This window comes from Marinobacterium stanieri (assembly GCF_900155945.1).
Taxonomy (GTDB): domain Bacteria; phylum Pseudomonadota; class Gammaproteobacteria; order Pseudomonadales; family Balneatricaceae; genus Marinobacterium; species Marinobacterium stanieri.
Map to the genome: position 1 here is coordinate 356,074 of NZ_FTMN01000002.1, position 12,351 is coordinate 368,424.

The 12,351-nt window shown below is 57.2% G+C and carries 8 protein-coding genes; 2 read left to right on the forward strand and 6 right to left on the reverse strand.

Annotated features, from left to right (window positions below):
* Positions 1-9: 9 nt before the first annotated feature.
* The 3 genes from BW956_RS06615 to BW956_RS06625 all read right to left on the reverse strand — a co-directional run bounded on the left by BW956_RS06615 (position 10) and on the right by BW956_RS06625 (position 3,094).
* Positions 10-1,548, reverse strand: coding sequence for a tripartite tricarboxylate transporter permease (locus BW956_RS06615; RefSeq protein WP_076461787.1), 1,539 nt, complete (start codon positions 1,546-1,548; stop codon positions 10-12).
* Between the two features lie 4 nt (positions 1,549-1,552).
* The gene (locus BW956_RS06620; RefSeq protein ID WP_010323705.1) at positions 1,553-2,026 is read right to left on the reverse strand and encodes a tripartite tricarboxylate transporter TctB family protein; all 474 of its coding nucleotides are present in this window, start codon (positions 2,024-2,026) and stop codon (positions 1,553-1,555) included.
* Positions 2,027-2,110: 84 nt separating this feature from the next.
* Positions 2,111-3,094 (reverse strand): tripartite tricarboxylate transporter substrate binding protein, encoded by a 984-nt coding sequence (locus tag BW956_RS06625; protein WP_076461789.1) that lies wholly within the window; start codon positions 3,092-3,094, stop codon positions 2,111-2,113.
* A gap of 176 nt (positions 3,095-3,270) precedes the next feature.
* Between BW956_RS06625 and BW956_RS06630 the strand changes: the two genes are divergently transcribed.
* On the forward strand, positions 3,271-4,920 hold the full coding sequence (locus BW956_RS06630; RefSeq protein ID WP_076461791.1) for an ATP-binding protein: 1,650 nt from the start codon (positions 3,271-3,273) through the stop codon (positions 4,918-4,920).
* On the forward strand, positions 4,913-5,620 hold the full coding sequence (locus tag BW956_RS06635; RefSeq protein ID WP_076461793.1) for a response regulator: 708 nt from the start codon (positions 4,913-4,915) through the stop codon (positions 5,618-5,620). Before BW956_RS06630 ends, BW956_RS06635 begins: the two co-directional genes overlap by 8 nt.
* On the opposite strand, the gene BW956_RS06640 is transcribed toward BW956_RS06635, so the two are convergent.
* From BW956_RS06640 to BW956_RS06650, 3 genes are all read right to left on the reverse strand, one after another.
* Positions 5,614-7,410, reverse strand: a complete 1,797-nt coding sequence (locus BW956_RS06640) for a GGDEF domain-containing protein (RefSeq protein WP_175611975.1) — start codon at positions 7,408-7,410, stop codon at positions 5,614-5,616. The two genes, BW956_RS06635 and BW956_RS06640, sit on opposite strands and share 7 nt — an antisense overlap.
* The gene (locus BW956_RS06645) at positions 7,386-8,648 is read right to left on the reverse strand and encodes an ABC transporter substrate-binding protein (RefSeq protein ID WP_076461797.1); all 1,263 of its coding nucleotides are present in this window, start codon (positions 8,646-8,648) and stop codon (positions 7,386-7,388) included. The genes BW956_RS06640 and BW956_RS06645 overlap by 25 nt, the downstream gene beginning before the upstream one ends.
* A gap of 107 nt (positions 8,649-8,755) precedes the next feature.
* Positions 8,756-12,208: an ATP-binding protein gene (locus BW956_RS06650; RefSeq protein ID WP_076461799.1), complete on the reverse strand. Its 3,453-nt coding sequence runs from the start codon at positions 12,206-12,208 to the stop codon at positions 8,756-8,758.
* Positions 12,209-12,351: the final 143 nt, after the last annotated feature.

Below are 12,351 nucleotides of genomic sequence, written 5' to 3' on the forward strand. Positions count from 1 at the left end.
GATCGAACCTTATCCTTCGCCCTCTTTCACTGTGACCTCCAGGCCACGTCCTCGCATTTTGCCGAACATGGCCGACAGCAGTGGCAACAGCAGAACAATGGCGGCGATAGTCGTGATGGTGAGCGTCAACGGACGGTCCCACAGGAACGCAAAGCTGCCATCCGACATGGTGAGCGCACGACCCAGGTTTTTCTCCATAATGCCGCCCAGAATGAAGCCCAACAGCATGGGCGCCATGGGGAACTCCAGCAGTTTGAGGAAGATCGCACCCAGGGTGATGAACACCATCATGTAGATATCAAAGGTGTTGAAGCTGACCAGATACACGCCGGTGATCGAGAAGAACAGGATCAGCGGAATCAGGATCGGACGCGGAATCGCCAGCAGACGTGAGATATACGGAATCAGCGGCAGATTCAGGATCAGCAGAACCAGGTTACCGAAGTACATGGAGATGATCACCGACCAGAATACGTCCGGATTATCCACGAACAGGCGCGGTCCCGGCTGAATGCCATAGGCGATCAATGCGCCCAGCATGATAGCCGTGGTGCCTGAACCGGGGATACCCAGGGTCAGCAGAGGTACAAAGGAGCCAGTCGAAGCCGCATTGTTGGCTGACTCAGGCGCCGCCAGGCCGCGCAGAGAGCCCTTGCCGAACTTCAGTTTTTCCTTGGCCGATGCCAGGTTTCGCTCCAGGCCGTACGCCATGAACGAAGCGATGGTCGCACCCGCACCCGGCAGCACGCCCACCAGGAAGCCAAAGACTGAAGAGCGGCCAATGGTCGGTGCCACTTCCTTGATCTCTTCCTTGCTCAGTTTCATGCTGCCCAAAGAAGCCATATCCATCTCTGGCTCTTCTTCGGCATGCTGGCCGCGCATCACGGTCATGATCACTTCAGTCAGGGCAAAGGTTGCCATCGCCAGCAACAGGAAGCTGACGCCATCGATCAGGTCGACACTGCCAAAGGTAAAGCGGGTCGCACCCGAGGTAATATCCGTGCCCACCGTGGCGATCATCAGACCGAAAATGGTCATTAACAGCGCTTTGATGACCTGCCCCTTGCCAGAGAACGCAGCGACAGCGGTCAGACCCAGCAGCATCAGGGCAAAGTAGTCACCGGACTGGAAGCTCAGCGAAACCGAAGCCAGTGCAGGTGCGGCAAACAGCAGAATCAGGGCACCGATGGTGCCACCGGTAAAGGATGAGTACGCGGCCAGCGCCAGCGCCTTGCCCGCCTGATTTTTCTGCGCCAGCGGAAAGCCGTCAAACGCGGTCACAACAGTACTGGCACAGCCCGGCGCATTCACCAGAATGGATGAAGTTGAGCCACCGAATACGGCGCCGTAGTAAACACCCGCCATCAGGATGATGCCTGAAGCCGGATCAAGGCCGTAGGTGACCGGGATCATCAGCGCAACCGCCGAGATCGGCCCCAGGCCAGGGAGCATGCCGATGAAGGTGCCGGCAAAGCAGCCCACCACCACCATCAACAGATTGAAGGGCATTACAGCGGTGCCCAAACCGGTCAGAATTCCGTCCCACATGAGATCAGCCTCCGAACAGCGATGTAAAGATGCGACCCGGCGCCAGATAGATATCCAGCAGCTGTGCCAGCATGAACCAGAGCACTACCGAGAACGGCACAGAGGCCAGAAGCAGGGTTTTGACCTTGCGTACACCCAGAATCCAGTAGCCTCCCATCAGGAACAGGATGGTGGAGAGCAGGAATCCAAGCCAGGGCAGGACAAAGCCCAGCAGCATTACCAGTACCAGCAGCTTACCCACCAGCCAGAAGTCATAGCCGGCCAGTTTCACACGGCCTTCGGCAGAGCGGTCGGCGGTGACGATCAGGGCAACCGAAAGAATCCCACCGAGGACTGCCAGAGCACTGGGCAGAGATTGAGCGTTAAAGGGAGCAAATTCATCACCCGGCAGCAGCGGTATATCACCTGTGTAGTAGCCATAGGCCACCGACAAACAGAGAAATACCAGACCACCGATGTGATCCTTGGAAATAGTCATGATCGAGTCCTCGTTGGAGCGGGGTAAATCGAGGGGGTCAAAAGGGAGTGGCCCGCACTCATGTCAGAGTGCAGGCCCGGATGATCAGCGCAGGAAGCCCAGTTCGCGCATCAGATCACCGATCTCCTGTTCCTGCTGCTCAAGGAAGGCAACAAATTCATCACCCGGACGGAAGTCTTCGGCCCAACCATTGCGGTCGCGCACTTTCGCCCACTCTTCGGTACCGTACATTTTCTCCAGCACCGCGATAAACTCGTCACGCTTGCTCTCGGCCAGACCCGGCGCTGCGAAGAAGCCACGCCAGTTGACAAAGGTGGCGTCGTAGCCCAGCTCTTTCAGCGTTGGCACATCGGCAGCAGCGCTGGAACGCTCAGGGCCGGTCATCGCCAGGATGCGAACTTCACCCGCTTCGGCCAGCGCCAGTGCTTCACTGAAACCGGTGGACAGCACATCCGCTTCACCGGACAGCAGACCTGCCATCGCCTTGCCACCGGCATCATAGGCCAGGTATTTGACCATGCGCGGATCACCGCCGGCGGCCTTGAATGCCTGAGCAGCGACCAGGTGGTCCATGCTGCCTCGTGCAGAACCGCCCACGACGGTCACGGAACGCGGGTTCTCCAGGTAGGCATCGGCCAGCTGGTTGAAGCTGGTGTATTCAGAGTCAGCCTTGACCACAAACGCACCGAAATCACCGATAGTTGCGGCAACGGGTGTCAGGTCGCGGAAGGACTGCGGGAATACTTTTGACAGGGAACGGATGACGATCGGAGTCGAGTTGACCATCAGCGTGTCTTCTGACTGCTCGGCCACTTCGATCAGGTGGGCAATCGCCTTGCCACCGCCGCCGCCGGACAGGTTTTCGTAGGAGATGGTCTCAACCAGACCAGACTTCTGCAGCGCTTCACCGGTACCACGTGCAGTACCATCCCAACCACCACCGGCGCCACCGGGGATGAGGAAGTGGATAGTATCAACTTCAGCCTGAGCCACGCCGGCAGTCAGACAGGATGCCAGTGCAGTGGCCAGAACGGTGGAGCGACGGAAAGAAAGCATTTTAGAGCGCATAGCCTGTACCTCATTATTTTTGTATTGGTTGGAGGTAAGACTAGGCACCCGCTCTCGGTTAAAAAAGTTTATGAATTTAAAGAGCTTTTAGTCTTTAAAAACCATTTTGTTCATTCTGTTCACGGGCCTTGAATGTCAGCTAGAGTTAACATCGAGCAGTAAAAAAGAGCCTGTTTATGAAACTCTCGATCCGCCGCTTTCCTCTGAAAACCCGCATGGTGTTGCTGCTGGGGTTAATCGCCCTGCTGCAGACCGGTGCTTTGGGTCTGTTTGCCCTGCACTACCTGACCTCGGCACTGGAAGAGCAGATGGGAGAACGTGCCCTGCATGTAGCCAAAACCATCGCCAGTATTCCCCAGGTGATTCAGTCTGTTGAGACCGGCGACAGCACCGAGTTACAGCCCCTGAGCCTTACCCTGGCGGATAAAACCCAGGCACTGTTTGTCGTCATTGGCGACCGCAACGGCTTACGGCTGGCGCATCCCAACCCTGAACGCCTTGGCTTCTCCATGTCAGATGATGACGATGATGCCGTGTCGCCGACCCTGGCGTATGGTCTGGCCCAGGTTACCCGCGCCGAGGGTAGCCTGGGGCTATCAATGCGCGCACGTGCCCCCATTTATGATGCCGCCGGGGAACAGGTGATAGGGCTCGTCTCCGTTGGTTACCTGCTCGACAAAGTGGATCTTTATATCAGCCGCTATCGCCTGACCATGACCATGGTGATCCTGCTGGCATTCGCGTTCAGTGTTTTAACCGCAGTATGGTTTGCCAGCCACTTCAAGAAAGCGATCTTTGGCCTGGAACCCGAGGAGATCGGCCGTCTCTTCCAGGAACGCAACGCTACCCTGCAATCCGTGCGAGAGGGCATCATCGCCATCAACACCCGCGGCGAAATCACTACCGTCAACCAGGCCGCTTTGTCCATTCTGGACCTGCCCAACGAACAGAACATTATCGGCAAGCCGGTAACAGACCTGCTGCCCAATTCGCGCATGCCCGAAGTCCTCACCAGCGATCAGGCTCAGTTCGACCAGGAGATCCGCGTGGGTGACCGGGTGCTAATTGTAAACCGAGTACCCTTGCACCAGTCTGGCAAGGTGGTCGGGGTGGTCTCCAGTTTCCGGCGCAAGGACGAACTGCACCAACTGGGCCAGAAGCTCAGCCGTATCCAGCAATATGCTGACAGCCTGCGCAGCCAGGCCCATGAGTATTCCAATAAACTGCACACCATTGCGGGGCTGATTCAGATCGGTGCCAACGACAAGGCCCTGGCCATTATCGGTCAGGAAACCCGCGATCATCAGGCACTGATTCACCTGCTGGTGGAAGCGGTGCCTGACCCGGTACTGGCCGGCTGCCTGCTGGGTAAATACAACCGTGCGCGTGAGCTGGGTCTGGTGCTTGAGATCGACCCTGACAGCCAAATGCGTGACCTGCCCGAGTGGATACCGCGCGAACAACTGGTCAGTATCCTGGGTAATCTGCTCGACAACGCCTTTGAAGCGACCCTCAATCACGGTGGTCACGGCAAGCCGATTCTGCTGACCATGACCGATCTGGGCGATGATCTCATTTTTGAGATAGAGGACCGCGGCCCCGGCATCCCTGATGATCAACAGGCGTTGATCTTTACCAAGGGATTCACCAGCAAGGCGCGCGCCGGTCATGGTCTGGGGTTACACCTGGTCAACAGCCTCTTGCAGCAATTGAACGGCACCATCACCATAGAGCCCGGCGACCCTGAGGGCAGCCGTTTTACCGTGTACATTCCCAAGCAACAGGCAGTGAAGCCCTCACCGATGACAGGAGCCGCCAATGACTAATCCCATTCGCGTTGTGGTTGCCGAAGATGACCCGCAAATCGCCGAGATCCAGCAGCGCTTCCTTGAGCGCATTGACGGTTTTGAGCTGGTTGGGCTGGCTCACAGTCTGGATACCGCCCGGGACCTGGTGGATGTCATGCAGCCAGAACTTCTGCTGCTGGACATCCAGTTCCCCAACGGCACCGGACTGGACCTGCTGCGGGAAATGCGCACTCAGAACAACGCCACCGACGTAATCCTGATTACCGCCGCCCGGGAAGTCGACACCCTGCGTGAAGCACTCAGGGGCGGTGTATTTGATTACATTCTCAAACCACTGGTGTTTGAACGCCTGCGCGATGCCCTGCAGGAATATGCCCGCCACCTGGAACGGCTGCGGTCGATGGAATCCCTGGCTCAGTCAGACGTGGACAGCCTGCTGCCCCGAAGCAAGGTGCCACAAGCCGACACGGCAGCGCCTGACACAACAGAACAGCGCCTTCCCAAAGGAGTGGATGCACTGACACTGGAGAAAGTGAGAGCTGTTTTTGCTGCCACCGACGCATCTCAAAATGCCGAAGAAGTGGGCGCCACCATCGGCGCCAGCCGCACCACCGCACGCCGGTACCTGGAATACCTGGTCAGCACACGTGAATTGGAAGCTAGCGTCAATTACGGCAGTGTGGGTCGTCCCGAGCGGCGCTACCAGCGCACTCAATGATCAGAACGGCCGGATGACGACTCCGAGCGGCCAATACTGCCCACCTGCGGCCAGGCGCAAACCCGGTTGCGGCCACCTTCCTTGGCACAGTAGAGCGCCTCATCGGCCTGGCGCACCAGCCAGTGTCGGTCCTGTGCGGGGCAGTCACGGGTATGCAGGGCAACGCCCAGACTCAAACTGACCTGCCCCATCGGCGATTCAACATGAGGCAGGTGCAGCTGCTCAACGGCCTGACGGATACTCTCTGCCACCCGCAGCGCCCCTTCCAGATCGGTGTTTTGCAGCAACATCACAAACTCTTCACCGCCATACCGGGCCGCCAGATCCGTTGCCCGTTTCAACTGTAGCTGGAGTTCGTCCGCGATGGCCTTGAGACAATCATCACCAGCCAAGTGACCATAGTGGTCGTTATAGAGTTTGAAGTAGTCCACATCCATCATGATCGCAGCCAAGGGCTCTCCGCTGCGCTCAACCCGCGCCCACTCTCGCTCCAGCACCTGATCAAACAGGCGCCGGTTGGCCAGCCCCGTCAGGCTATCGGTATTGGACAGCGCTTCCAGCCGCGCATTGGCCTGTTCCAGCTCCTGGGTACGATCAGCAACCTTCTGTTCCAGTTCACTGCTGAGCGCCTGAAAGCTGGCCAGCAGTTGCCGGGTTTCCTGATTCTTGGACCTGAATACCTCGGCGGCACGTGCCAGCTCGCCCAACTCATCGTCCGCATCCTGACGCTCGATGCTGGTACTGTCCTTGCCCCGTGCCAGATCCATAAAGGTTTTGGCCAATGACCGGATCGGGTCCGCCACGCTATGCCCGATGAGATAGGACAACAGCAGAACCAGCACCAGAAGGCCCAGGCAGATCCAGAGCACCCATTGCCCGGTCCAGCGCATTTCCGCCACCGCCTGCTCTTCGATGTTTTTCATTTCAGCCTGTATCAGTTCGGCCAGATACTGGGTCTGGTACAGCATCTCATCCGCTTCCGCGGCCATCACCACATTGACCAGATACATATACCCGCGCGTGCGTTGAACCGCTTCCAGTATCACGGCTTCGTAGTTCTGCAGAGATTGCAGCATCGCATCCAGCAATGCCTGAGCTTCGGGGCGGATCTCCAGCAGGGCAAAGCCTGACATCAGCTGACGGCTTTCCCGCATCCACTGCTGCATCCGCGTGATATGGCGCCCATCCAGCGTATAAAAATAACGTGAGGCCCCCTGCTCCACCCTCAGCAAAGCGGTTTCGAGCTCTGCCAGCTGGTCAACCGGCGCTGCTCGACCGCTGCCCTGCAGGCGGCGGTAGGCTTGCAGCAGACGATTCACTTCACTGGCGTGATCGGCAATACGCTGTTCAACCAGTTCGGCACGCCGCTGACGCTGGCGCTTCACGTCCTCAAAGGTACTGGTGTAGATATTCAGGTGCTGGCGAATCGACTCGACCCGCTCCTGCACTTCAGGCTGGCCACCCTGCTCCAGCTGCAGCAGGATCCGCTGCACCCGCTCACTGATATAAGCCGCCTGACGGGCACCGGACACCTGACCGTCCTGCATGAACAGGTCGGCCGAGCGCTGCAGTTCAACCACATTACGCGACAGTTCCTGCCCTCTGAGCGCACTTTCGCCATGCTCGGTAAAGTGCTTGAACTCACCAAACAGTGACATCACGCTGAAATAGGCCAGCAACACCATCAGCAGGGCTATTCCCCCGGTGATGATGTAACCGGCGTAAATGCGTGTACGCAACTTGAAATAGAAAGTGCTCACCATGATCAGGCCAGCAAAAACTCTTTCCACTTGATCAGGGTGTACTCGTAGTTATCCATGACCGTATTCCATACCGCTATATTCTCGAATCGCTGCTGATAGGAACCGCCGGTACGTACTTCACCCTCGGCAACAGAAAACCGTCCGTCAGTCCCTTTCAAACGCTGGGCCGCTGGCTCTCCCTCATACCAGTAGTCCCACTCGGCGGCACTCATGAAGCGACGTGAGCGCTCCGGGTTGGCGATGTAATAGCCCTGGCGGGCAATAAACGCACCGGGCCAGCCGGACAGCCACCAGTTCATAAAGGCATAGGCCGCCTCCTTGCGCTCGCCCTCACAGTGAGACGACAGGCACATCACGCCATGCCAGGCTCGGTAGCCTTCCCTAGGAGCAGCATAGACACAGGGAACCCCCATGCCATTAAGGCTGCTGACACCTGGGGAAAACATGCTCTGAATCCAGACCTCTTCATTCTGCATAAGCTCAACCGATGCCGGTACGGAAGACCAGACACCCCGAAAGTGCCCCCTGCGCTTGTACTCAACGGCAATTTCAAACAGCAGGTCCAACTCGGTACGGCTCATATTGCCAATATCGGCAAACTGCATCAGCCCACGTGCCTGCACCGCCAACGCCAGGTCGAACAGGCCGATAGTCGGCGCATTCACAATGGCCACCTTGCCGTGGTAGTCAGGGTTCAGCAGCCAGCCCCAGCTTTCGGTTTCGTAAGGCACGCCCTGGGCTATACGACGTGAATCGTAGCCAAAGGAATCCGTGTTATGAACGTAAGGTAAAAAGCTGATATGGCGGCTTGGCTCTGGCGCCAGCGTCCCTTCCGGCTGCACATAGAGTAGTTTGTAAGGCGCATCCCCCTGACCCAGACGGGCATCCGGTGAGATGCGTCCGGTTTTGGTCAGGCTGTTAATCTCGTTCCAGTACTTCAACCGGCTAATTTCAATAGGCTGAATCGAGCCGGCCTGCCAGAGAATGCGAATACTGTTGGACCACTGTTCGTAAAGATCAAAGGACTGAGGGTTGGTTGAGGCGCGCAGCAGGACACCAGCACTGCCGCCGGGATGAAACTCGATATTGATGCCCAGATCCTGCTCGGCACGCTGACGTATTGCTTCCTGCAAGGTCACATGAGTACCCAGCACCCGAATGGTGGGTTTGCGATTGACCGCCGAAACAATAGCGGGAAAGCCCGCTGACGCTAGGCCCGAAGCCGCTACCATTCCCGCCTTGCGGAGGAATTGACGTCGTTGCATGTACCTTTCCCTTCGCTTGACCCTGCACGCACGTCTGGCAGGTCGTCCGGAACCTGAATCACTTCAGTATAGGTAAATGCCAGCAAGCTGCCATGCAAATGGCGACATCAAAGGGTGTATTCAGCCAGGTCCAGCTCCGCCAGCTGTTCACGCTGCTGCTTCAACAGCTGCAACAGCGAGCGGGCAGCTTCAGCATCACCGCTGGTTCTCAGCTCGGCTTCCACCGCCTGACTGCGTTGCTCCAGTTCTCGGTTGGCAACGGTGCCGGCACCGCCCTTGATCCGGTGTGCAACACCAGCCAGCGTATCACTGTCTGTGGTAATAGCCTGCTCCAGAGTGGCCGCCAGTTCATCAAGACTGGATGCAAAGGAGGCCAGACAAGCCATGTAGATCTCTTCATCATCCCCGAATTGATGCTGCACCCGGTCGCGATCAATAAATTCGGGCAGGTTGTCTTTCCAGTCGGTCACACCATTTGTCGATACAGAAACAGACAGGGACGCGTTTTCGGGGGCCTTTTCATGTAGCGCTTCAGCAGACTCGCAGGCCTCTGCACCGAACAGCCTGGACAGGGCATCATGCAGATCTTCCAGCACCACGGGCTTACCCAGGTAATCGACCATGCCTGCCTCACGCGCCGCTTCCTGGTCCCGCTCCAGCACTGAAGCGGACAAACCGATCACCGGTGGTGCGCCATCCGGCAGAGCACGGGTTGCCTCGTAGCCGGTCATGCCATCCATATATACATCCATCAGAATCGCATCGTAACGCCCTTGGGTCACCCGCTCTATTGCCTGCTCACCGGACTCTGCCTCATCACAGGTCACACCCAGCTTGTGCAACAGGTGTACCACCACTTCACGGTTAACGGCCAGGTCATCCACAACCAACAGGTGCAATGACGAAAATGTTTGCAGCCCCTTTGTCACCGGCTCTGGTTCAGGTTGTATCGACAAGGACTCAGGCTGACTAAATTCGCCACTCAGCGCCGCGAACAGCCGTGCCGGTGTTTGTGGCCCAGGCAGGCAGTAAACACTGACACCTTTTACATCACGTCCACAGGGAATCACGTGTCCTGGCGGTAGCAGCACAATCAAGCGCAGCCTGGCCGCAATGCCCGGATTCATTTCGGCTGCGGACAAAGCGGCTTGTACTGGAGCAGAATCAAGCTGTTTATCCCCCAGCAGAATCAACGCGTGCTGCCGGTCGGCACGGCCCAAAGCATCCTGCCAATCTGCCGGGTAGGGTAAAGCCTCCACGTCCCAATACACCAGCAATTGATGCAGGCTTTCGATGGAGGCTGTGTTACCTGCGTGTGGCAGATAAACACTGAGTTCAGGCAATCTCAAATCGGCATATCGACGGCTTTGCTCGGGCACCTCCAGCGCGATTTTCAGGGTAAACACGCTGCCCATGCCCGGATGGCTATCTACTGAGAGTTCTCCGCCCATGGCTTCGGCCAAAGCACGGCTGATCGCCAGGCCCAACCCGGTGCCCCCGTATCGACGGGCAGTTGAATCTTCACCCTGATTAAAGGCCTGAAAAATCCGCTGCAGCTGCTCATCGGTCATGCCCACACCGGTGTCAGCAATCGATATCGCCAGCTGTGCACTGGACTCATGCTCCGACAACAGCTCCATGCTCAAACAGATTTCACCCTGATGGGTAAACTTGATGGCATTACCCATCAGATTGGACAGTATTTGCCCTAAACGAAGCGAATCTCCCAACAGCTGCCGCGGCAGTTGCGGGTCAATCTCGACACTAAGGTTCAGCCCCTTGCGCTCGGCTTCCAGCGCAAACAGATCTGCCGAGCGCTGTACCAGTTCTTCCAGGTCGAAAGGCGTTTTCTCGATACTGACACGCCCCGCTTCAAGCTTTGAAAGATCCAGGATTTCATTGAGAATCCGCAGCAGGGACTCAGATGCCTGATAGGCCTTAGCCGCATAGTTGCGCTGCGCCTCAGTCATCCCGGTATCCAGTAACAGCTGCAACATCCCCAGAATCGCATTCATGGGGGTGCGCACCTCATGGCTCATATTGGCAAGAAAGCTCTGCTTGGCCTCTGCGGCCTGCTCGGCCTCATGGGTACGGTCACGCAGCACCTGATCAGCCTGGCGTTGATCAGTAATATCTTCCACGATCATGATAAAGCCACGCTCACCACCCGAGAGCGGTAAATAACGCACCAACAACAGGCGCACCCCTCCGTTCGGGTGCGGATAAAGCGTTTCCAGCGACGCGGATTCACCCTGAAGCACTTTATCCAGCAGGGCGCGGCGGGACTCAAAGCGCTCCTCCCCCATGCATTCGGCCAGCGTCATGTTCAGCGCCTCGGCCTTGCTCAGCTCAAACCAGTCGGCACAGGTGGAGTTAATAAACTGGCAGCGGAAATCACGACCCCAGGCCGCGATCAGCACCGGCAGATGATCCGTCAGGGTTTCAATAAATGCGAGTGCCTCGCGTAACTGACGGGTACGCCGCTGAACGTTGTGCTCCAGTATTTCCGATTGCTCATGGCTTTCCCGTACTTCCAGGCGCGCCAGTTCAGCCACTTCTCGACTTCGACGCATGGATCGGAGGGCAAAAAACAACACCAGCGCCCCCAGCGGAGCACTCAATATCATCGCCCTGAAAGTCCCCTTGTCAGGCAACAAGGATGTCATGCCTTCGTTATTCAAATGACTGGCAAGAAACCACTTTTCGTCCTTATGTACCGGAAAGGCAAAATCAAAGTCGATCGATACGGGCGTTATCAGCCAATGGCCCGCCTGCTTGCCCCGGGCTTCTGTTGATTGAGTAATAGCATCCAGTTTGACGTCAGGCGCATCGGGGTAAGTATACAACCCGTGCCCATGTCCCAACTGGGTCCGCCATGCCAGGTCCTCTTCCGGTGCGCTAAGCCAGTCAGCGTCACTATTGAGCATATAGGTATTAAACAGATGAACATCGTGATCACCACGCAGCTCATGCAGGAGTTTGCGGGCGTTGAGGTTAATGATCAGAAAGCCAGAACCTTGGGCCGACTGGTCCGCCAGACGCATCCCGATACGCAGAGTCGGCTGCAACGGGATCTGGATGCTCCCCTGCTCAACGTTCAAATCGAGCCGAGAGAGATAAAAGTGCCCCGCAGGCAACTTCAACATTCGCTGGGTGTAGGGTCGGTCATGCTTGGGCTGCAGTTGACTGACCGGTACCAAGGCCGGCTCACCGATGGAATAGTGATTTATGCGCACCCGCTCCAGGCCCTGCTGGTCAATGTAACGCAATTGCAGGTAGTCAGGGTTGGTACTTGCCAGCAGATAGAGCGCGTTTTCAACTTCCTGCCAGCGCCCCTTTGATGCCAGACGGTACAGGGTATTGCCCAGTGCCTGCATCTGCAGCATGGGACGCTCCAAAGAATCGCGCAGAGACTGGTGGCGCTGCTCCAGCAATAGCGCCTCTTCTTGCATCAATATGGTGTGCGCCGCTTCGCTTCGGGACAGGTCGAGCCAGTAGCTGCCCGTCAGCAACATAATCGCAATGGGGATTACAAGGTATTCGTAGGCAAACCGCTGCATAAGACACCCTCACATTGGCCATCTCGGCATTAAGGCATAAACGTCAGCAAAGTGAAACGCTACCTCGGCCTCATACAAGCTCAGGTGTGATAAGCGTCAAGCAAGAAAGCTTGCAGGTGTCAGAACAGCACCCTGAAGGGAGG